This is a genomic window from Demequina sp. NBRC 110052 (assembly GCF_002090075.1).
In the GTDB taxonomy this organism is placed as follows: Bacteria; Actinomycetota; Actinomycetes; order Actinomycetales; family Demequinaceae; genus Demequina.
Window position 1 is genome coordinate 622770 of sequence record NZ_BBRI01000003.1, and the last position, 20779, is coordinate 643548.

Here is a 20779-nt window from a genome sequence, read left to right on the forward strand (position 1 = left end):
CATGACGCACATGGCTGTGGGGGAAGAAGCGGCGTACGCACTGAGGTCGCGGGGGCTGACCAAGGCGTACGGCGCGGGGGACGCCGCCGTCACCGCGGTGGACCACGTGGATCTGGACATCCCAGAAGGCGTGCTCACCGCGGTGATGGGGCCGTCGGGCTCAGGCAAGACCACGCTCGTGCACCTGCTCGCAGGGCTCGACAAGCCCGACGCCGGGCAGGTCTGGGTGGGCGACGACGAGATCACCGCCATGAGGGACAAGCAACTCGCCAAGGTGCGCGGCCGCATCGTCGGCTTCGTGTTCCAGGGCTTCAATCTGCTGCAGACCATGAGCGCGCGCGACAACATCGTGCTGCCGCTGCGTCTCAACGGTCTGTCGCAGGACCCTTCCTGGTTCGACGCTCTTGTGGACATGCTGGGCATCGGGCGCGAGCTGGAGCGCAAGCCCTATGAGATGTCGGGTGGTCAGCAGCAGCGGGTAGCCATCGCCCGCGCGCTGATCACCCGGCCGCGCGTGGTGCTCGCCGACGAGCCCACCGGCAACCTGGACACCCACGCGAGCGCCGAGGTGCTCTCGCACCTGCGCGTCTCGTGCCGCGAGCTCGGGCAGTCCGTCGTCATGGTCACCCACGACCCGACGGCTGCCTCCTATGCGGGCCAGGTGCTGCTCTTCGCCGACGGCAAGGTCGCCGGCCATGTCACGGATCCCACGCCCGACGCGGTGCTCGCCGGCCTCGACGCCCTCGCGGGGGTCGAGCGATGAGGTGGGTGCCTGCAGGACTGTTCGGAGTGGCAGCGTTCCTCGGGGGTCTCGCGTTCGGCGCGGTTCCGTTGGAGAGCCTGGGCCGCGACGAACTCGCGTCGATGACCGCGTACACAGTGCTGCTCGCCGCGTATGGCGGCGTGCTCGTGCTGCTGCCGGCGTCGGCGCTCGCCTGGGTGTTCCACTGGATCGGCCTGCGCGCCACGGCCGCAGAGTGGCACGCCATGATCGCCCTCGGCGCGGACCGCCGCACGATCGTGCGCGAGGCGAGCCGCGACGGTCTGCGCCGCGCGGCCATCTGGGCTGGCGTGGGCGCGATCGCGGGATTCACTCTCGGGCTGGTGCTGCCGTACTACCGGCCAGCCGGCGTCTCCCTGGGACTCGAGCCAAGCCTCTATGCGCTCGCCGGGCTGCTGCTCACGTACCTCGTCACGGTCACGGCGGCGTGGATCGTGGCGTGGCTTGCCGCCCGCTCGCTCACCGGTGCGCGCGCTGCCGGTTCGAGCTGGGACGACGCTGGGGCCGGAACGCCTCGCGAACCAGGCCGCGGCGTCGGGCGTGTTCTCGCCTTCCAGTTCGTCGTCGTCGGCCTCAGCGGCGGGATCATGGTGGCCGACAGGCTGTTCGGCATCGGACCCGAGACCGTCTACAGCGCTGGCGATGTCTGGATCATCAACTCGCTTGCGGTGACGGGCTTCATCTGCATCATCAGCGGATTGGCCCTTGCCGCTCGCGCCATCGCCGCGCTCACACGCGCGCTCGCACTCAGACTCGCGCGAGGCCTCGAGCGGGGCGCGACCAAGGGTGGTCGGGCGATCGCCACCTCTGCGCAGATCGCCGCCGACGGTCTCGCGCACCGCTCCGGCGCGCGGTCGCTCGCCATCGGCGCCATGGGTGCCGTGATGGTGATCACCGCGCTGAGCTCCACCACGTCGTCACTCGATGACGCCCGTGGCGAGATCTCGGGGCGCCTCGCGCTGGAGTACACCGTCGCCTCCACTGACTGGTGGGACGACATGACCGCGCCTTCGGGGGCCGTGAACGAGCCCCTAGATACCGCCGTGGTCGAGGCACTCCTGTCTGATCCGCGCGTCACCGCCGTGCCCTACGGCGTCATCCGCGATGACTCGTGGCAGTGGACGGAGGAACTCCCGGACAGCTCAGTGACGGAGCACACGACGCGCAGCACCGTGCTGGTCGTCGACCCCTCCGACCTCGAGGTTCGCTCCTCCGGAGGAGCGCGGCCCCTGGGACTCCAGGACGGCACGGCGACCTCCACCCCTGCCGCCCTCACCTGGGAGAGCGGCACCTTCGGCGGCGGTCGCGACGACCTGTACGTGCTTCCCAACTCGAACACCACGCCCATGGTGACGCGCACGTGGGCCGAAGCCGCGTACGGAACCGTCCCCCTCGTCGGGGTCATGCTGTGGCCCGCCGACTCCGGCGACATCGCCGGAGCCCCGCAGGCGGGGCTGAACTCGGGGGTGATCGAGATAGCCGTCACCGACGACGAGATCGCTCTGCTGGACGAAGTGGTCGCCGACGCTGGAGCCGCAGGCCTGCCTGCGATGTCGGTCTCCACCAATGAGATCTACGGGTTCCTCACCTACGGGTCGGCGTTCGTGGGGCTCCTCACCGTGCTCGCGATGCCGCTCGCAGTGACGGGACTGATCCTCACCGTCACGCTCGCTGTCGCGTCGGTGAAGGATCGGCGCCGCGACTACGCCACGCTGGCAGCCCTCGGCGCGGCACCCCGTGCTCTGCGACTCGCGCCCGCGCTCGAGTCCGGACTCACCGTGATCGCCGCCACCGTGGTCGGAGTTCCTCTCGGCACGGCACTCGGCCTGGCGGTCAGCCATCCGACGCTGCTCGCCGAGGGAGCGCCGCTCGACCCGGTCGAGACGACGTGGGGATTCATATGGGAGCTGGCTCACGCCTCGTGGGCGCTCCCCGCGCTCGTAGCCGGTCTCGCGCTGCTCGCATCCGTCGCGGCCGCCGCGGTCCTCGGAATGTTCATGTCGCGAGGCACGCCCGTCGAAGAACTCCGCACCGCCGAAAAGGAGGGCGTGCGATGAAGCGGATACCGGTCGTCCTGTTCACGTTCTCCGGTGTCCTCGCCGGGATCGCTACCGGGCTCGTGCTCACCTCCGCCGAGGTCGCCTTTCCCGCGCCGGCCTCGATCGAGTTCGGCTACAGCGACACGGCCTTCGTCGCCGTGCTCATCGCGGGACTTTTCGCCGCGTTCGTGGCCGGGGTACTCGGCTACGCCCTCAGGGTCGTCGGACTGCGCCACGAGGCCGCACAGTGGCGCGTCGAGATGTCGCTCGGCGCCGTGCGCGAGGACCTCGTGCACGCGCAGACGTGGCAGGGTGCGCGTCACGGCGCCCTCGCAGGCGCGGGGGGCGTGACCGTCGGCCTTGCAGGCGTGCTGATGCTGCCGGCCTCCAGCGTGCCGTCCGAGAATCCGTTCGGCGCCTGGATGCTCGCGCTCGTGCATGGCTTCACGCTCGTCGCCATCACCGCGGTCGCGGGCAGCCTCGCCTATCAGGCCGCCGCCCAGCGTCTGACGGCCCCGGGGCGCGCTTCGGCACCCACGCTGCTCGAGCCGCCCGAGGAGGACTCACCGCAGTCTCCGAGGGTCACGCTGATCCTGGCAATGATGGGAGCCGCAGGCCTGGGGGTGTTGAGCTTCCACCGACTCGCACCGCTCACCGCGCCTGAGGACCCGTCCTCGGGCGCGGGGCTCGTGGTCGCCGTGGCCGGCGGGCTGGCCCTGGTCGCCGCATACTCGCTTCTCCCCCGGCCTCTGGGATACGGGGTCCAGCGCGCGGCCGCGAGCGCGGCCCTGGGTGTCGCCGCACTGCTCGAGCGCGCAGGCAGCCGGCCGAGCTCGGGCCTCCGGCTCGGGGCCCAGGCACTGTCGCGTCGCTCGCGCCTGCGCACCCTTGCGGCAGCCCTCACCACGCTCGTGATCGCCGTGGTCGCCTTCGCGAGCACCACGTCTGCGCTGAGTGACGCGCGTCAGCGGGCAGAATCGCCGTACTGGACCTACGGCGTGCTCTCCACGGTCCGATGGGACGAGGCGCTCGACCCCGGCGTGGTCGCCTCGCGCCTGCCCGACGCGGTGGTTCAGGCCATCGTCGACGACCCCCGGGTCATCGCCGCACCCGCGGGCCTCATCGTCACGTCCGAGGACGACGGACCCATCGACGGCACGGTCACCGTGACCTCGGCTGGTGAGGCGATGCTCGTCGTTGCGCCCGAAGACCTGGCCGGAGTCGGCGACACGGGCCTGCGCCCGCTCGGGTTCCAGGACGGCACGGTGACCTCGCGCGGAGAAGGCGCCACGCGCGTCGGCGAGGCGGACCTGTACCGCCTGCGCAGCGTCGGGCTGGCGCCCCTGGTGACGCGCACCTGGGCCGAAGCGGCATACGGTGACGTGCCCGTCTCGAGCGTGATCGTGTGGGCAGCCGAACCCGGGCAGTCCGCCGAGGCGACCTTCGCAATGTTCGACGACGTGTTCGCCGACGCGGGAGCCAGCCTGGACTTCCACGTGCTCGGCAGCACTGGCGGCGCCTCATCCGGTGAGGCCGGCATCGTGGGATGGCTGTTCGGGTCCCCGTTCATCATGCTGGGCGTGGGACTGGTCATCGCGCTCGCCGCCTCGTCGGCGCGCGAGCTGCGCCGCGAGATGGCCACCCTCGCCGCGCTTGGCGCCTCACCGCGAGCGCTGCGCGCGGTGCCCATGGTCGAGGCAGGCTTCGGCATTGCCGCGGCGACGCTCGTGGGCACTGTGTCAGGAGCCTTCATCGCCACCCTGGCCTCGCACCCGACGCTGCTGAAGCCGGGGGCGCCGCTCGATCTCGGCGAGACGCTGTGGGGCTGGGCGTGGCAGTGGCAACACGTCGCATGGGGCGCGCCGCTCGGGATCGGGGCGGTCTCGCTCGCGCTCGCGCTGCTCGTCACCGCCGCATTCGGCAGCTCGATGGCGCGCGGCACCCCCGCACAGGAGATCCGCCTGGCAGACAAGGAGGGGGTCCGATGATCCGCCAGCTCATGCGCGAGCAATTGCGCTCGCACCGCACCTACGTGATCTGGACGACCGCGCTGCTCACCCTGGCAGTAGCGATGGCCTCCTACGCCGCGTTCAGCGGAGCGCAGGGGGCTGCCGTGTCGCAGCACGCCGCCGAAGCGTACGGGATGGACGGCGACTGGATCGGCTTCGCGCAGCTGTACGACAACGGCTACACCGACCCGGGTGTCGCGGTCACGACTGCCCAGGAGCTGTCGGCGACGATCAGCGCGGCCAACCAGCAGGGCGCGGGCGCCGCCGCCAGGATGGACTTCGGACTGGACCTCTCGACGCCCCTGGCGCAGTCTGACGGGAGCACCATTCCCACGCTGTGGCCGACGACGAGCGCCGAGGCCGTCACCGGCGACCTCGATTGGGACGCGCTGCTCGCGTCTGGGAGCGCGCCGGGCGACGGCGAGATCGCGGTGAGCGCCTCACAGGCAGCGCTCGCGCAGGCTCAGATCGGCGACACGGTGTCCGTGAGCACCTGGGTGTGGGCCAACCCCGAGGACGAAGACGTCGAGGTCGACCTCGGCACACTCACCATCAGCGGACTGCTCCGCGATCCCCTCCCGGGTGATTATCACGTCGACACGCCCACCGGTCTCGTCACGTTCGAGACCGCTTCAGACCTCGACGCGCGCCTCTACAGCGCCGGCGTGGAGGTCTGGGACGGCGCGCTCCTCAGCTACGCGACCATCACCGCAGAGGAGCCGACCGACGCACTGGCCGCCTACTGGGACCCCGGCGTCTGGATGGGTTCGTTCATCGTGCTCCTGCCGGCGACGCCCGTCGTGCTCGCCGTCGGCGCCGGCGTGCTCCTCGTGGGACTCATCGGAATGGCGTTCACGGTCGGACGAGCCCAGGCGCAGGCGCGCACCGGCTGGATCGCGACGGCCCGCGTGCTCGGAGCAACACGCGGCACGATTGCTACGGCGACCGCGCTCGAGGTGCTCGTGATCGGGTTCGTCGCAGGCCTCGGGGGCTCCGCGCTCGGGTATGCCGCGGTCGCCATGAACTGGATCGCCCAGCTCGCCGAAGCCCCCGACGCCCTCGCTCCCCCGTCCATGCAGGCCCCCCTGTGGCTCTGGGCGGCGATGACCGGAGTCGGAGTCGTGATCGCGGCGATCATCGGCGCCATCCCCGCCTTCTGGGCCGCGCGGGTCGCGCCCGCGGCAGCGCTCAAGCCGGTCACGCCCGCGACGCAGGCCGAGATCTCTCGCAAGGCGCCGATCTGGCCCGTGCTCGCACTGTGGGCGCTGTTCACCGTGCCGTTGCTGATCGGGCTCCATGTCACGGACTCGCGCCAGCCCCTCATGCATGTGCTGAGCCTCGCCGCGCCGCTCCTCGGCTTCGGCGCGCTCGTCACCAGCGTGCCCCTCATGATCGAGCTCACGAGGCGCTCGGTCGCCCGAGTGAGCCACCGCATCGCACTCGGAAGCCGACCCTGGGCGATCGCGGCCGGAGGCGCGTTGACCGGCAGGCTTCGCCAAGCATCGGGCCCTGCCTCCGTGATCGCGCTCGCCGCGAGCGTCGCGTTCGGCATCACCACGTGGACTGCGCTCGCCCGATGGGCCGACGACGCTCCGGTCATGTACTGGGGCACCTCGCACGCGCCGAGCCCCCTCGATCAGATGCTCGTCGGCACGGGATACGACGACTTCGGCGCAACCCTCATGGGCGTCATCGCCATCGGCATGCTGACTCTCGTCGCCGTCGCGCTCGGCGCGTTCATGTCGCTGCGCCAGGCAACCGCCGCCGAGGCCGACGCCACCGCAGCGCTGGGGCTGGATGCCCGCGGAGCCCGCATGGCGTCGGGCGTGCAGTTCGCCTCACCGATGCTCACGGGCCTCGCCCTCGGCGCGCTCGTCGGGATCGCCGGCGCCGTGAGCATGTTCTCGTATCAGGCGTGGGAGCCGATCGCTGAGACAGCCGACGGCGCTGCCTACTCCGACAGCTACCAGGTCGGCCCGATCTGGGCGGTCACGCACCTGAGCCACGCCGTGGTGCCGCTCCTGCTGGTGCTCGCCATCTCACTGATCTGCGTCGGGCTGGGAGCCGCGATCGTCGCCGCCACCACGCGCACGTCGTCCCGCCCACTGGATCGCACGCGCGCCTGACCCAACCTCCCGGCGCCCGGGAGCGTTGTACAGATGTCGGGCCCGACCGCAACGAACGCCATCTCGTACGCGGTCGGGCCCGCTACCTTCTCGCCGTGGGCACGGCGAGGACGGCGCGACCCGGCGTCCGCATCGGGCGGGCCCGACCCTCCTAGACTGGGCGACGACGCAGACGCACCGACGCCGCACGAAGGAGCACGCCATGACCGGTTACGCAGGGGACGTCACGCCGCAGGAGGCGTGGGACATGGTCGCGGACGGCGCGATCCTCGTGGACGTGCGCACGGCCGCGGAGTGGCAGTGGGTCGGCCGTCCGGACCTCAGCTCCGCCGGTGCGGAGCCGGTGTTCATCGAGTGGGTCACGTGGCCCGGCGGCGCGCCCAACGCGAACTTCTCGCAGCAGCTGCTCGACGCGGGCCTCACTCCCGGCGAGGAGCGTCCCGTGGTGTTCCTGTGCCGCTCAGGCCAGCGAAGCATCGGCGCGGCCACGGCGGCCACCGCGATGGGCATCGGGCCTGCGTACAACATCCTCGAGGGATTCGAGGGAGCGCCCGACGCGTCGGGTCACCGAGGCGTGGACGCCGGCTGGAAGGCTGCGGGCCTGCCCTGGCAGCAGGGCTGAGCCCCGCTGCCCTGACCTCGGCCACCGTGCGTGTGTGTCACAGGAGCGCGCCGGTCATTCGCGACGCATGAATGTCACGAATAGGTCACAGACGCACCGATCGGTTGCATTGTTGACGCTCGCAACCTAACGTCGTGATCACGCGGAGCGTATCGAAGCGCTTCGACATTCGACCGGACGACGGAGTCAGGACATGGCGACAGCGAGCGACGTGGCGAAGGCCGCAGGCGTCTCCATCAGCACCGTGTCCTACGCGCTGTCCGGCAAGCGGAGCATCTCGGCCACGACGCGCGACAAGGTCCTGAAGACCGCTGAGGAGCTCGGCTACCTCCCCCACGCCAGCGCACGAATGCTCGCCGCCAAGCGATCCCAGATCATCGCGGTCACCGCACCACTGCACCAGGACACCGATCACACCGTGCACATGCAGTTCGCCATGGAGGTCACCAAGTCCGCGCGCGAGTGCGACTACGACACCCTCCTCCTGGTGCACGACGACGCCATGGAAGGCATGCGCCGCTCCGCGGGCACCGCGCTCGCAGACGGCATCGCGGTCTTGGACGTCGACGCCGACGACCCGCGCGCCGACCTCGCCCGCGGGCTCGACTACCCGGTGGTGTTCATCGGAATCCCGCACGACACTACGGGCCTGATCTGCGTCGACCTGGACTTCGAGGCAGCCGCGGCACTCGCGGTGGATCGCCTGGCCGACGCGGGTCATGCCTCGATCGGCCTCGTCTCGCACCCGCGGATCACCATGGACCGCGGTTCGAACTTCCCCCTGCGCTTCCTCGAAGGCTTCGAGCGGCGCTGCCGTGAGCGCGGCATCGCGTTCGCCGTCGCGTACCCCGAGGCCACGTCTGCGCGGCGCGCGATCAACGAACTGCTGACGGCGCTGCCAGGCATGTCCGGACTGATCCTCAACACCGGTTCGGAGGTCGCGGCCGACGCGGTCCCCGCCCTCGGGGCGCGCGGTCGCAGCGTTCCCGACGACGTGTCGGTGATCGCCGCAGGCGCCGCCTACTCGACGGAGCGGTTCGCCGTGCCGCTCGACACCATCCCGCTCGACGCCCACGCGTCGTGCGCAGCCGCGGTGGACCTGCTGGTCGCCGCGATCGATCGGGGTGAGCGCGAGCCGCGCACCGTCCTGATCGCGCCCGAGTACCGAGACTTCGACTCCGTCCGCCGTGCGGGCGTGGCCGAGGACGTGAGCCAGGCGTCGGCATGACCCCCATCCGCCGCTGCGTGCGCACGCCCATCGTCGAAGCGCTTCGACAGCGTTCGACACAGCACTGAACCCTGTCCCCCAGGGACCCACTACAAGGAAGTAGGAGAGTCATGAAGCACCGCACCGGATACGCCGCGGCGGCACTCGCCGTCGGCGCCCTGACACTGACGGCGTGCTCGTCGGGCGGGGACGACACCCCCGCACCGACCGGCGCCGATGGCAGCACCGACTGGTCGGGCCAGACCCTGACCGTCATGCACTACGAAGGCGACGACTCAGCGATGGGCATCGCCTGGAACCGCGCCATCGATATCTTCGAGGAGGAGACCGGCGCGACCGTCGACCTGCAGACGACCGCATTCGAGGACCTCAACGCCTCGGCCGAACAGCTCTTCGACTCCTCCGACGCGCCTGACGTTTCGGAGTACAACAAGGGCAACGGCACCGCTGGCCAGCTCGCCGCGATCGGCGTCATCCAGAACCTTGACGACGCGTACGCCGAGTACGGCTGGGCTGACAAGCTCGGTGCCGGCGTGGACACGATCGCCAAGTACAACGAGGACGGCGTGATGGGCTCCGGCTCGTTCTACGGCGTGCCGAACTATGGCGAGTTCGTCTTCCTCTACTACAACGAGGACCTGCTCGCCGAGTACGGCCTCGACGTGCCCACCTCGATGGACGACCTCGAGTCCGCGTTCGCGACCTTCGCCGACGCGGGCATCACTCCGCTGACCACCTCGGCACAGGAGTACCCGATGGGCCAGCTCTGGTACCAGCTCGCGCTGAGCCAGGCCGACCGCAGCTTCGTGGACTCCTACCAGCTGTACACGGACGTCGTGGACTGGTCCGGTCCCGAGATCTCGTACGCCACCGAGACACTCGCCGACTGGGTCGACGCCGGCTACATCTCCACCAGCGTCACCGGCATGACCGCCGAGGACGCGGGCCTGCAGTTCATCAACGGCGAGGTGCCCTTCTTCTACTCGGGCTCGTGGTGGTACGGCCGCATGCTGTCCGACATCACGTCGTTCGACTTCGGCATCACCAACTGGCCTGACACGACCCTCACCCCCGGTTCGGGCGGCAACATCTGGGTGATCCCCGTGGAGTCGAAGCAGCCCGAGCTCGCGCAGATCTTCATCGACATCACCATGCGTCCCGAGGTTCAGGCGCTGCTGGGCGAGTCCGGCGGCCTGCCGGTCGCTGCAGACACGTCGGACATCGAGAACCCCGATGCGCAGGCGCTGATCGAGATCTTCAACGAGGTCAACGACCGCGACGGCCTGTCCTTCTACCCCGACTGGCCCACGCCTGACTTCTACGGCGACCTCAACTCCGTGATGCAGGGCCTCGTGAACGGCGACTTCGACCCCGCCGGCGCCCAGGCCCAGCTCGAGGAGTACTACGAGAGCTACGTCTCAACCGTCCGCTGACCCCCACCCCCTGAAGGCGGGGCCCGAGTCCCTCAGCTCGGGCCCCGCCAGAGACGGACCCCTCATGGCTTCCCTCCCCCTGGTGCGCGAGAAGCGCCGCACCCGACGCCCGCAGGATCCCGCGCGGATCCCGGAGCGCGGCGGCAGCAGGCTCGGCTACTGGCTGTACTTCATCCCTGGCGCGATCCTCGTGGGCGCCATCATCTTCTACCCGCTGCTGCGCAACCTGCGCCTGAGCTTCTTCCACTGGCGCGGCGGCCGCGCAGAGGAGGAGTTCGCGGGTCTCGACAACTGGATCGCCCTGTTCTCGGACACGGAGTTTCTGCAGTCGTTCAAGAACATCTTCCTGGTCATCCTTGCGATGGTCATCATCCCGACGCTGGTGGGGCTCGTCGTCTCGGCCCTCCTGTTCGACGTGGTGGGGCGGCGCTTCAGCGGCAAGCTCTCGAGCTTCCTGCGCGCCACCTACTACCTGCCGCAGATCCTGCCGATCGCGGTGGCCGGTGTGATGTTCAGCTGGATCCTCAAGCCCAACGATCAGGGCGTGCTCAACCAGTTCCTCAGCGCGATCACCGGAACCGACGTGGCGATCAACTGGCTCGGCGGCTCCTACGGGACCGCGATGGGCTCCGTCATGGTGCTCATGGTGTGGATCCAGATCGGCTACCCCGTGGTGATCTTCATGGCGGCGCTCCAGCGAGTGGAACCGCAGTTGTACGAGGCGGCGGAGCTCGACGGCGCCAACTGGTTCCAGCGCTTCCGCGCGATCACGCTGCCCATGATCCGGCCCGAGGTGTTCGTGGTGAGCCTCACCACCACCATCGCAGCGCTGAAGGTCTTCGCGCCCGTCTTCATCCTCACGGCAGGCGGACCCAACAAGTCGACGTATGTGCCGTCGTTCTACGCCTACAACGAGTTCATCAACGGCACCGACAAGGGCTATGCCGCCGCCATCGCGTCGGCCATCACCATCGTCGTGTTCGTGGTCGCGGTGATCTTCATCCGCGTGCAGAACGCCGCAGAGCGAAAGGACGCGTGACATGACCACGCTCACGACCTCCCCGGCCACCGCGTCGGGCACGCCCAAGCCCGACCACAACAAGACCCGGCCCCGCACGCCGTCCGAATGGATCCTCATGATCCTCGCGGTGCTCGGCGCGCTGCTGGTGGTCTTCCCGATGCTCCTGCTGCTGCTCAACGCGTTCAAGTCGCCTGCTGACTACGCGAACTCGAGCCCGCTGGACTTCCCCGAGGCGCTCGACTTCACGGGCATCCAGACCTTCTGGGAGACGCAGAACTTCCCGCGTGCGCTGTGGAACTCGATCTTCATCTCCGGCATGGTCGCGATCCTCGCGGTCATCCTCTCAGTCCTGAACTCATTCGCGATCGGCATCGGCAGGGTCAAGGGCCGCACCTGGATCGTGCTGGTGTTCCTCATGGCGAACCTGATCCCGCAGGAGATGCTGTTCGACCCGCTGTTCCGGCTGTACGACGACCTGGGGCTGCTGTCCAACCCGTGGTCCGTCATCATCACCTTCACGGTCATCCAGTCCGCGTTCGGCACCTATCTGCTGGCGAGCCTGCTCGGCACGTTCCCCAAGGAGATCCTCGAGGCGGCGGCCGTGGACGGCGCGAGCCGCTGGCGCATCCTGCGATCGGTCATCGTGCCGATCGTGCGTCCCACGCTGTCCGTGCTGATGGTGTTCTTCTTCATCTGGACGTGGAACGAGTTCCTGCTGCCGCTGGCGTTCCTCAACAGCTCCGACTCGCTGACGGTGCCGCTGCTGCTCGAGCAGCTCAACGGCGAGCGTCAGACGGACACGACCACCCTGATCGCGGGCACGCTCATCAGCATCATCCCCACGATCATCTTCTTCCTCATCTTCCAGCGCACCCTCACGCGCGGCATCACGGCAGGAGCAGTCAAGTGAAGTTCACCGACGGGTTCTGGATGCGCCGACCCGGCGTCACCGCCCACTACGGCCAGGAGGCCTACGACGTGTGGGCCGAGGGCGACACCCTCACCGCCTATGCGCCGACCAAGCAGATCCTCAAGCGCGGCGACGTGCTCAACCTGCCGATGCTCACGGTCACCCTCTCCTCGCCGCTCGAGGGAGTGGTGCGGGTGCGCATCGACCACCACCAGGGCGCGCACCGCTCCCCCGGTTTCGCGCTCCCGGGCGCTACCGAGGGAGCCGGAACCGCGGCGACGGATGCGACCGGGGGCACCCTCGCGTCGGGCCCGTTGACCGCGCGCGTCACGAAGGGCGCCCCCTGGTGCCTGGATTTCGAGGTGGACGGCGAGCGGGTCACCGGTTCCGGCCACAAGTCGCTCGGTTACATCGAGCTGGGCAAGGAGTCCACCGTGACTGCCGAGCCCGCCGGCGTCACCGGGTACTCGACGGACGGCATGGCGCCCTCGCGCACCTACGTGCACGAGCAGCTGGAGCTGGGCGTGGGCGAGACGATCTACGGACTCGGCGAGCGCTTCGGCGCCTTCGTCAAGAACGGCCAGAGCGTGGACACCTGGAACGCCGACGGCGGGACCAGCTCCGAGCAGTCCTACAAGAACATCCCGTTCTACCTCTCGTCGAAGGGCTACGGCGTCTTCGTCAACCATCCCGAGCACGTGAGCTTCGAGGTCGGCTCGGAGGCGGTGGAGCGAGTCCAGTTCTCGACGGCGGGCGAATCGCTCGAGTACTTCGTCATCGCCGGCCCGACGCCCGCCGACGTGGTCCGCCGCTACACCGAGCTCACCGGTCGCCCGCCGCGCGTGCCGGCGTGGTCGTTCGGACTGTGGCTCACAACCTCGTTCACCACCGAGTACGACGAGGCCACGGTCACGTCGTTCGTGGACGGCATGGCCGAGCGGGACATCCCGCTGTCCGTGTTCCACTACGACTGCTTCTGGATGCGGGAGTTCAACTGGACCGACGGCGTGTGGGACGAGCGCGTCTTCCCCGATCCCGATCTCATGCTCAAGCGCATGCACGAGGACAAGGGCCTGCAGGTGTCCGCGTGGATCAACCCGTACATCGCTCAGCGCGGCCGCATGTTCCGCGAGGGCGTCGAGGGCGGCTACCTGGTCAAGCGGCCCGACGGGTCCGTCTGGCAGTGGGACCAGTGGCAGGCCGGCATGGCCCTGGTGGACTTCACCAACCCCGACGCGAGGGCTTGGTTCCAGGACTTCGTCCGCACGCTCGTGCGGCAGGGGGTCGACGCCATCAAGACCGACTTCGGGGAGCGCATCCCCACCGACGTCGTCTGGCACGACGGCACCGACCCGCTGACGATGCACAACCTGTACACGCAGCTGTACAACGAAGCCGTCTACGAAGTGCTGGTCGAGGAGAAGGGCGAGGGCGAGGCGGTGCTGTTCGCGCGCTCCGCCACCGCCGGTGGGCAGACGATGCCCGTGCACTGGGGCGGCGACAACTCGTCGTCGTTCGTGTCCATGGCCGAGTCGCTGCGCGGCGGCCTGTCGCTCCTGTCGTCCGGCTTCGGCTACTGGAGCCACGACATCGGCGGCTTCGAGGGCACTCCAGACGCGGCCGTCTTCAAGCGCTGGCTCGCCTTCGGCCTCATGTCCTCGCACTCGCGGCTGCACGGCTCGTCGAGCTACCGCGTCCCGTGGGCGTTCGACGACGAGGCGGTGGACGTCGCTCGCACCTTCACCAAGCTCAAGCTCACCCTCGCGCCGTACCTGTACGCCGCATCGGTGCAGACCTCCGAGACGGGGCTGCCGATGATGAGGCCGATGTTCATGGCCTTCCCCGGGGACCCTGCCACGCAGCATCTGGACCGCCAGTACATGCTCGGTGATGACTTGCTCGTCGCGCCGGTGTTCACCGAGGCGGGCGACGTGTCGTTCTACCTGCCGGACGGCACGTGGACGTCGCTGCTCACCGGGGAGCGCGTCGAGGGCGGTCGTTGGGTGCAGGAGGTCCACGGCTTCGACTCGCTGCCGCTGTACGTGCGCGAGGGCGCCGTGATCCCCCGCGGCACCCGCGACGACCGGCCCGACTACGACTTCCTCACCGAGGTCGAGCTCCACGTCTACCCCGGCGCGGAAGGCTCCCGGGAGATCACGCTGCACGCCTCGAACGGCGAGAGTGACACCGTCACCGTGACCGTGGACGGCGCCGAAGCGAAGGCGACCGGAGCGTCGGGCAGGCAGTACCCGGTCGTAGTCGCCTGACCACGTTCGCTCCGCACCAAGGACGTGACTCTTGTGGCGGGCGGGGGCGATGTGATGATCACATTGCCCCCGCCCTCACCACCCGTCACAAGGGTGGTGCGGAGCGATCACGTCGGCGGGCCGGGAGCCCTCCGACGCGCGCCGCTACGCTGGCCCCATGAACGACGCCGACGTCCCCGCGTTTCGTCCCGATACCCTCGCCGTGCGCGCGGGCCAGCACCGCACGCCCTTCGACGAGATGGCTGAGCCGATCTTCGTCACTCAGGGCTACGTCTACCCCACGGCCGCCGAAGCCGAGGCCGCGTTCGCCGGCGAGATCGAGCGCTACCAGTACTCGCGATACGGCAACCCCACGGTGACGATGTTCGAGGAGCGGCTCGCCGCGATCGAGGGTGCGGAGGACTGCTTCGCGACCGCGACCGGCATGGCCGCCGTGTTCGTGTCGATGGCGTCGATCCTCGAGTCGGGCTCCCGCCTCGTGGCAGCGCGCGCGCTGTTCGGCTCATCGATCACTGTGTTCAACGAGTACTTCGCCAAGTGGGGGATCGTCGTCGACTACGTGGACGCTCACGACAACGCCGACTGGGAGCGCGTGCTTGCGACCCCCGCCGACGCCGTGTACGTCGAGTCGCCCACCAACCCGATGCAGGACGTCGTGGACATCCCCCACGTCGCCTCGCTCGCCAAGGCCGCGGGCGCGCTGCTGATCGTGGACAACGTGTTCGCGACGCCCCTGGGCCAGAAGCCGCTCGAGCTCGGCGCCGACGCGGTCGTGTACTCCGCAACCAAGCACATCGACGGCCAGGGCCGCGTGCTGGGCGGCGCGGTGCTGGGCGGCCGCGAGTACGTGGACAAGGTCCGCACGATGGTCCGCACGATGGGTGCGACGCTCTCGCCGTTCAACGCCTGGGTGCTCGGCAAGTCCCTCGAGACGCTCGCGGTGCGCGTGAAGGCGCAGTCCGCGTCGGCGCTCGCGCTCGCGACGTGGCTCGACGCGCACCCCAAGGTCGCGGTGGCGCGCTATCCGCTGCTGCCGTCGCACCCGCAGTACGAACTCGCGCGCCGTCAGATGACGCTCGGCGGGACGCTCGTGACGATCGACATCGCGCTGCCCGACGGGGTCGATCCGCACGGACCCGAGGCGAAGGCCGCGACGTTCCGCTTCATGGATGCGCTGCGCGTCATCGACATCTCCAACAATCTGGGCGACGCGAAGTCGATCGCGACGCACCCGGCGACCACGACGCACCGCAAGCTCGGCGCCGAGGGGCGCGCGGCGGTCGGGATGTGCGAGGCGACGGTACGCCTGAGCATCGGGCTCGAAGACGTCGAGGACCTGCGCGAAGACCTCGAGCGGGCGCTCGAGGCGTTCTGATGCTGGCGCCGTCTCGCGAGGGTGCCGCATGAGCGGCGCGACGGAAGCGACGGCGCACGTGCGCGAGCGCGCCCTCACGGCGCCCGCGCGCGACTACGGCGCACCCGAGCAGGCCGAGGCCTGGCTCGCGGGTATGGACGTCGCTTTCCCCGATGTGGTGATCACCATCCTGAGCGGGTGGGACGGCACGACGTCGCTGCTCATGAGCACCGGCGGCGGACTCGTGGGCGCGGGCGAGCACGACCACGTGGCGCATGCGTCACGCATGCTGGTGGCCGAGGCCGGTGCGTGGGCAGACGAGATGCTTCCCCTGCCGGACCTGTCCTATCCCACGGAGGGGCGCGTGCGCTTCTTCGTCCGCCGCGGTGACCGCTGCATGGTCGCGGAGGCGTCCGAGGGCGACCTGGTCGACGGGATGCACGAGCTCTCGGGCCTGTACACGCTCGCCCAGACCGTCGTCACTCAGGTGCGTCGCGCCACCATGTGAGAGGTCAGGCGCGCGGCGCGCGGTAGCCCGCGAAGCGGCGCAGGCGCAACGAGTTCCCCACGACGAACAGGCTCGATCCGCCCATGGCAGCCGCCGCGATCATGGGGTTGAGGATGCCCAGCGCCGCGAGCGGGATGGCTGCGGTGTTGTAGGCGAATGCCCAGAACAGGTTGCCGCGGATCGTGCTGAGCGTGCGGCGCGACAGGGCGATCGCGTCGGCGGCGGCGCGCAGGTCACCGGAGACGATGGTGAGATCAGACGCCTCGCGCGCCACGTCCGTGCCGGTGCCGACGGCGAGACCGAGGTCGGCCTGTGCGAGTGCAGGGGCGTCGTTGATGCCGTCGCCGACCATCGCGACTCGTGCGCCCTCCGCCTGGAGCTCGCGGATCACCTCGGCCTTGTCGCCCGGCAGCACCTCGGCGATCACACGCTCGATGCCCACCTCCTCGGCGACCGTCTGCGCCGCGCGCGCGTTGTCTCCTGTGAGCAGCACGACGTCGAGCCCGAGCTCGCGGAACGCGGCGACCGCCTCGCGGGACGTGGGCTTCACGGCGTCGCTGACGACGAGGACCGCCTCGGCGACGAGCGCGGGCCGTGCCTTCAACACGTCCGTACCGAGGCCGCCCGTGGCCGGCGTGCGGCCCGCGAGCACGGCCGTGCGCCCCTCGCGCTCGGCCTCGACAGCAAGCGCCTCGATCGCGTCGGGGATCTCGTCGAACAGGCGGCGTGCGCCCACGGTGACGTCCGCGTTCCCGCCGTCGACCGCAGCGCCCTTGACCGTCGCGACCACGCCGGAGCCGGCGAGCGCACGGAAGCCCTTCACGGGGATGCGCGCGGGCCGCGCGGCGGCGATCGCCTGCGCGATCGGGTGCTCGGACCGCGCCTCGACCGAGGCGACCGCATCCAGGAACGCGTCGGCCTGGTCCTTGTCCTCGCCCGACGCGGTGGCGGAGACGAGCGTCATCCGCCCCTCGGTCACGGTGCCGGTCTTGTCGAGCACGATCGTGGTGACGTCGCGCGTGTCCTCGAGCGCCTCGGGGCCCTTGACGAGCACGCCGAGCTGCGCGCCGCGTCCGGTGCCGACCATGATCGCCAGCGGCGTGGCGAGCCCGAGCGCGCACGGGCAGCTGATGATGAGAACGGCGACGGCGGCCGTGAAGGCCGCCCCGGCGTCGCCTGTCACGAGCAGCCACGCGACGAGCGTGAAGGCGCTGACGGCGATGACTGCGGGGACGAAGATGCGGGCGACGCGGTCCGCGAGCCGCTGCACGCGCGCACGGCCGGTCTGCGCCTCGTCGACCATGCGCGCGATCTGCGCGAGCATCGTCTCGGAGCCGACGCGAGTGGCCTCGACGGTCAGAGTGCCGTCTGTGGCGACTGTGCCGCCGACGACCTCGCCACCCTCGACCACGCGCACCGGCACCGACTCGCCGGTGACGAGGCTCGCGTCCACTGCGGCCTCGCCGTCGACGACCACGCCGTCGGTGGCAATGATCTCGCCGGGTCTCGTGATGAAGCGCATCCCGAGCTCGAGGGCGCTGCGCTCGATCACGGTGCCGTCCTCGAGCGTCGCGGTGGAGGCCTGGCGCGAGCTGAGGGCGCGGATCGCGTCGCCCGCACGCGCGGACGAGCGCACCTCCATCCACTTGCCCAGCAGGATCAGCGTGACGATGACGGCGCCGGTCTCGAAGTACACGTGCGCATGGCCGAGTGCGCCCCAGGCGTGCCCGAGGAGCACCACGGTGGACCAGGACCACGCCGCCACGGTGCCGATCGTGACCAGCGTGTCCATGGTGGTCGCGCGGTGACGCGCAGCGCCGATCGTGGCGCGGTGGAAGGGCCACGCGGACCAGCCGACGACGGGCGTGGCGAGCGCGAGTGCGACCCACTCCCAGCCGGAGAACTGCCACGCGGGCACCATCGAGATGAGCATGAGCGGCACGGTGAGCACGGCCGCGACGAGGAACCGGCGACGGTAGTCCGCGATGCGCGCCGTGTCAGCGGCGGCATGCTGTGCGTGCTCCTCCTCCAGCGTCGGGCCGTCGGAGCCCGCAGACTGCGGAACCTGGTAGCCGAGCTCGGCGATGGTGGTGCGCATCATCTCCGCGAGCGCGTCGGGATCGATCGTGCCGTCCGTTCGCACGGTGGCGCGACGCGTCGCGAAGTTGACCGTCGCATCGGCGACGCCGTCGAGCTTGGACAGTCCACCCTGAATGGTGGCGGCGCAGCTCGAGCACGTCATGCCCTCGACGGGCAGCGTGAGCGGTGCGGCGCCGGTCTCAGGCGCGGTGTCGGGTGCGGCGGTCATGATTCTCCAGGCTTGCGTGCGTTCGGGTGGTGCGGCGCGTGGAGGGCAGGATCCTCTACGCACGTGCGGGGCGGTGTCGCCCGGGCGGGTCAGACGACGGTGTATCCGACGCCCGTGACTGCCTCGTCGATCGCGAACTCGAGATCCGCGGCGGGCACGGTGCCGTCGGTGAGGACCTTGACCGCTCCCGTGGGGACGTCGATCTCCACGTCGGAGATGCCGTCGGTCGCGGTCAGTGCGTTGCGGACCTTGTTGGCGCAGCCGCCGCAGGTCATGCCCTGGACGGTGATGTCGATCGCGGGGGTGGTGCTCACGTGGTGCTCCTTCGGTCTCCGGGCGGCCCCTCTGGCTCACCCGCTGACACGAAGGTAGACCTTCCAGTGCAGGGAAAGGTCAAGCCCTGGGTCCCGACGCCCCGTCCACGCGGTATCCGAGGCCGGAGATCGCGGCGGCAGCGAGCATCTCAAGGTCCTCGGGATCCATGGAGCCGTCCGGCCTCAGCACGGCCCTGTGCGTCACGGGGCTCACCCCAGCGGACGCGACGCCGGGCAGTTGGAGCAGCCCGTCACGGATGGTGGTCGCGCATCCCGCGCAAGTCATGCCGCCGATGCGCAGCTCCAGGTCGCCCTCTCCGACAGAGGCGTCCCCCGCGTCGACGCCTTCGACCTCGGGAGCGGTCTCAGCGGCTGCACGACGACGGGCGAACAGCCTCACGCTCCCGCCCTCACCGGGATCGCCGAGCCGAGGTGCGCGCGACGCGGGGGCTCGTGCGTGCCCTGCCCCTCTGCACGTCCCGCCTCGATCACCTGGCAGCGGTCCGGGTCGGTGCACTCGACAGGGTCGAGGGCCTCTGCCCGCGCGGACATGGCGAGCAGCTCCGCCTTCGCGGCGAGCAGACTGTCAATCTGCCGGTCGATGTCTGCCAGCCGGTGGTCCAGCAGCTCACGGGTGTGATGACAGGTGGACTCGCCTGCGCGCTTCATCGCCAGGATCTCGCCCGTCTCCGCGAGCGTGAGACCCGCCGCCTGCGAGTCCCGGATGAACCGCAGCTGAGTGAGCGCGTCCTGGCCATAGTCGCGATAGCCGTTGGCATGACGCGGAGCGTCCTCGATCAGCCCGATCGACTCGTAGTAGCGGATGGTCTTGGAAGTCACTCCCGCCTTCTCGGCGAGCTCTCCGATGCGCATACCTTCCATCGTACGTCAAGGTTTTGGACGCCACCAGACCCCCCTGTGACCGACTCCGCACCCCCGATGGTTGTGTCGTTCTCAACGCCAGAACTAGGCTCGGGCCATGCGCACGGAACCGCGACGTCTCGGCCTCCTTGGCGGAATCACCTGGCACAGCACCCTCGTCTACGAGCGCCTGCTGCATCAGGGGGTCGCCGCCGCGATCCCGGGCCGCACCGCCGACCTCGTCATCCGCCATTACGACTTCGGCACGGTGGGGCAGGCGCAGAACACCGGCGAGTGGGTGCGGCTCGCGCGCCAGTTCGCCGCCGATGCGAAGTGGCTCGTCGACGGCGGCGCCGAGGCGATCATGATCTGCGCCAACACCATGCACGTCGCGGCCGCCTCCGTGCAGGCCGCCGTCGACGTCCCCGTGATCCACTCCATCGACGTCACCGCCAAGGCCGCGAAGGACGCCGGCCTCGACACCGTCGCACTGCTCGGCACCGGCTTCACCATGCGCATGCCGTTCTACCGCGAGCGCATGGCCTCGCACGGCGTGAAGCTGCTCGTGCCGCAGGAAGACGCCCTCCAGGCGATCCACGAGCAGATCAACGGCCCGCTCGGCGAGGGCGTCGTCACTGACGCGGCCCGCACGCTCGTGCACGACGCCGCCGCAGAGATGGTCGGCCGCGGAGCGCAGGGCATCATCGCCGGCTGCAACGAGATCCCGCTCGTGCTCGGAGCCGACGACCTCGACGTGCCTTTCCTCGACTCGATCGCGCTGCACGCGCAGGCCGGGCTCGAGTTCTCGCTCGCCGACTGAGCGGCACGCCCGCGTACTCTCACGCTGCCACCCGGCTCGACCGCGGCAGGATGCGGCATGTGCACTGAATGCCCTGATATGCGCCCGGAAACTGCTGTGACCTACTTCACATTCTCGTGCGTGGGCCCCCCAATCCGGCGTTAGCCTTGATCGAAGTCTCGACCGCTGCTGGGGGAGG

General features: G+C 69.9%; 17 protein-coding genes. 13 read left to right on the top strand and 4 right to left on the bottom strand.

Features of this window, described 5'->3' with window-relative positions; all coding sequences use genetic code 11:
• Position 1 precedes the first annotated feature (1 nt).
• The 12 genes from B7K21_RS10415 to B7K21_RS10470 all read left to right on the top strand — a co-directional run bounded on the left by B7K21_RS10415 (position 2) and on the right by B7K21_RS10470 (position 16298).
• A complete protein-coding gene (locus tag B7K21_RS10415) occupies positions 2-763 on the top strand; it encodes an ABC transporter ATP-binding protein (RefSeq protein WP_084075353.1) in 762 nt (253 codons plus the stop codon).
• A complete protein-coding gene (locus B7K21_RS10420; RefSeq protein ID WP_084075354.1) occupies positions 760-2838 on the top strand; it encodes an FtsX-like permease family protein in 2079 nt (692 codons plus the stop codon). Before B7K21_RS10415 ends, B7K21_RS10420 begins: the two co-directional genes overlap by 4 nt.
• A complete protein-coding gene (locus B7K21_RS10425; protein WP_084075355.1) occupies positions 2835-4808 on the top strand; it encodes an ABC transporter permease in 1974 nt (657 codons plus the stop codon). Before B7K21_RS10420 ends, B7K21_RS10425 begins: the two co-directional genes overlap by 4 nt.
• Complete coding sequence (locus B7K21_RS10430) at positions 4805-6955, top strand: FtsX-like permease family protein (RefSeq protein ID WP_159448492.1); 2151 nt, start codon at positions 4805-4807, stop codon at positions 6953-6955. Before B7K21_RS10425 ends, B7K21_RS10430 begins: the two co-directional genes overlap by 4 nt.
• A 202-nt stretch (positions 6956-7157) precedes the next feature.
• On the top strand, positions 7158-7577 hold the full coding sequence (locus B7K21_RS10435; protein ID WP_084075357.1) for a rhodanese-like domain-containing protein: 420 nt from the start codon (positions 7158-7160) through the stop codon (positions 7575-7577).
• Positions 7578-7770: 193 nt separating this feature from the next.
• Positions 7771-8805 carry a LacI family DNA-binding transcriptional regulator gene (locus B7K21_RS10440; RefSeq protein WP_084075358.1) on the top strand — a complete coding sequence of 345 codons (1035 nt, stop codon included), beginning with the start codon at positions 7771-7773 and terminating at the stop codon, positions 8803-8805.
• A gap of 110 nt (positions 8806-8915) precedes the next feature.
• On the top strand, positions 8916-10238 hold the full coding sequence (locus B7K21_RS10445) for an ABC transporter substrate-binding protein (RefSeq protein WP_084075359.1): 1323 nt from the start codon (positions 8916-8918) through the stop codon (positions 10236-10238).
• A gap of 64 nt (positions 10239-10302) precedes the next feature.
• A complete protein-coding gene (locus tag B7K21_RS10450) occupies positions 10303-11277 on the top strand; it encodes a carbohydrate ABC transporter permease (protein ID WP_084075360.1) in 975 nt (324 codons plus the stop codon).
• A gap of 1 nt (position 11278) precedes the next feature.
• Positions 11279-12169, top strand: a complete 891-nt coding sequence (locus tag B7K21_RS10455) for a carbohydrate ABC transporter permease (RefSeq protein WP_084075361.1) — start codon at positions 11279-11281, stop codon at positions 12167-12169.
• Positions 12166-14436 (top strand): alpha-xylosidase, encoded by a 2271-nt coding sequence (gene yicI, locus B7K21_RS10460; protein ID WP_084075362.1) that lies wholly within the window; start codon positions 12166-12168, stop codon positions 14434-14436. The genes B7K21_RS10455 and yicI overlap by 4 nt, the downstream gene beginning before the upstream one ends.
• A gap of 157 nt (positions 14437-14593) precedes the next feature.
• Complete coding sequence (locus tag B7K21_RS10465) at positions 14594-15811, top strand: O-succinylhomoserine sulfhydrylase (RefSeq protein ID WP_084075363.1); 1218 nt, start codon at positions 14594-14596, stop codon at positions 15809-15811.
• Between the two features lie 28 nt (positions 15812-15839).
• On the top strand, positions 15840-16298 hold the full coding sequence (locus B7K21_RS10470) for a hypothetical protein (protein ID WP_084075364.1): 459 nt from the start codon (positions 15840-15842) through the stop codon (positions 16296-16298).
• A 4-nt stretch (positions 16299-16302) separates the two neighbouring features.
• Here the strand turns inward: B7K21_RS10470 and B7K21_RS10475 are convergent, their stop codons facing one another.
• The 4 genes from B7K21_RS10475 to B7K21_RS10490 form a co-directional block, all read right to left on the bottom strand.
• Positions 16303-18606: a cation-translocating P-type ATPase gene (locus B7K21_RS10475; RefSeq protein WP_084075365.1), complete on the bottom strand. Its 2304-nt coding sequence runs from the start codon at positions 18604-18606 to the stop codon at positions 16303-16305.
• Between the two features lie 89 nt (positions 18607-18695).
• Positions 18696-18920, bottom strand: coding sequence for a heavy-metal-associated domain-containing protein (locus B7K21_RS10480; RefSeq protein WP_234989275.1), 225 nt, complete (start codon positions 18918-18920; stop codon positions 18696-18698).
• Between the two features lie 79 nt (positions 18921-18999).
• Positions 19000-19320 (bottom strand): heavy metal-associated domain-containing protein, encoded by a 321-nt coding sequence (locus B7K21_RS10485; protein ID WP_084075366.1) that lies wholly within the window; start codon positions 19318-19320, stop codon positions 19000-19002.
• Positions 19317-19793, bottom strand: coding sequence for a MerR family transcriptional regulator (locus B7K21_RS10490; RefSeq protein WP_084075367.1), 477 nt, complete (start codon positions 19791-19793; stop codon positions 19317-19319). The genes B7K21_RS10485 and B7K21_RS10490 overlap by 4 nt, the downstream gene beginning before the upstream one ends.
• Before the next feature lie 106 nt (positions 19794-19899).
• Here B7K21_RS10490 and B7K21_RS10495 point away from each other — a divergent pair, with 106 nt between their 5' ends.
• Positions 19900-20601, top strand: a complete 702-nt coding sequence (locus tag B7K21_RS10495) for an aspartate/glutamate racemase family protein (RefSeq protein ID WP_084075368.1) — start codon at positions 19900-19902, stop codon at positions 20599-20601.
• Positions 20602-20779: the final 178 nt, after the last annotated feature.

Coding starts and splice junctions, on each gene's coding strand:
- B7K21_RS10450 (WP_084075360.1), top strand. CDS start 10,303: ATGGCTTCCCTCCCCCTGGTGCGCGAGAAGCGCCGCACCCGACGCCCG.
- B7K21_RS10455 (WP_084075361.1), top strand. CDS start 11,279: ATGACCACGCTCACGACCTCCCCGGCCACCGCGTCGGGCACGCCCAAG.
- B7K21_RS10440 (WP_084075358.1), top strand. CDS start 7,771: ATGGCGACAGCGAGCGACGTGGCGAAGGCCGCAGGCGTCTCCATCAGC.
- B7K21_RS10435 (WP_084075357.1), top strand. CDS start 7,158: ATGACCGGTTACGCAGGGGACGTCACGCCGCAGGAGGCGTGGGACATG.
- B7K21_RS10425 (WP_084075355.1), top strand. CDS start 2,835: ATGAAGCGGATACCGGTCGTCCTGTTCACGTTCTCCGGTGTCCTCGCC.
- B7K21_RS10415 (WP_084075353.1), top strand. CDS start 2: ATGACGCACATGGCTGTGGGGGAAGAAGCGGCGTACGCACTGAGGTCG.
- B7K21_RS10420 (WP_084075354.1), top strand. CDS start 760: ATGAGGTGGGTGCCTGCAGGACTGTTCGGAGTGGCAGCGTTCCTCGGG.
- B7K21_RS10490 (WP_084075367.1), bottom strand. CDS start 19,793: ATGCGCATCGGAGAGCTCGCCGAGAAGGCGGGAGTGACTTCCAAGACC.
- B7K21_RS10430 (WP_159448492.1), top strand. CDS start 4,805: ATGATCCGCCAGCTCATGCGCGAGCAATTGCGCTCGCACCGCACCTAC.
- B7K21_RS10470 (WP_084075364.1), top strand. CDS start 15,840: ATGAGCGGCGCGACGGAAGCGACGGCGCACGTGCGCGAGCGCGCCCTC.
- B7K21_RS10475 (WP_084075365.1), bottom strand. CDS start 18,606: ATGACCGCCGCACCCGACACCGCGCCTGAGACCGGCGCCGCACCGCTC.
- B7K21_RS10495 (WP_084075368.1), top strand. CDS start 19,900: ATGCGCACGGAACCGCGACGTCTCGGCCTCCTTGGCGGAATCACCTGG.
- B7K21_RS10445 (WP_084075359.1), top strand. CDS start 8,916: ATGAAGCACCGCACCGGATACGCCGCGGCGGCACTCGCCGTCGGCGCC.
- B7K21_RS10465 (WP_084075363.1), top strand. CDS start 14,594: ATGAACGACGCCGACGTCCCCGCGTTTCGTCCCGATACCCTCGCCGTG.